The organism is Mesorhizobium sp. M4B.F.Ca.ET.143.01.1.1 (genome assembly GCF_004792275.1).
In the GTDB taxonomy this organism is placed as follows: Bacteria; Pseudomonadota; Alphaproteobacteria; order Rhizobiales; family Rhizobiaceae; genus Mesorhizobium; species Mesorhizobium abyssinicae.
On the sequence record NZ_SRSR01000390.1, the window covers coordinates 1 to 279 of the forward strand.

Annotated in this window: 1 protein-coding gene; it reads left to right on the forward strand. The window is 62.7% G+C overall.

Translation table 11 applies throughout. The features are described 5' to 3' along the window. Positions 1-279: methyltransferase C-terminal domain-containing protein (locus tag EN786_RS37475; protein ID WP_348642276.1), on the forward strand; the 279-nt coding region annotated here is incomplete at both ends.

Here is a 279-nt window from a genome sequence, read left to right on the forward strand (position 1 = left end):
GAGGAACTGCCCACGCACGGAGGCTCGCTGCGAGTATATTTGGCGCGGGTTGAGAGCGTCCATCGCCCGGCGCCAGCTGTGGCTGGATTGCTCGAGCGAGAGGCGACCGGCGGCCTCACGCAGATGAAGACCTACACGTCATTCGCCGAGCGGGCCTACGGCGCTAAGCGCGCCCTACTCAGCTTCTTGATTTCGGCGAAGAACGAAGGCAAGACGATCTGCGGCTATGGGGCGCCCGGCAAGGGTAATACCCTTCTTAACTATTGCGGGATCGGCACC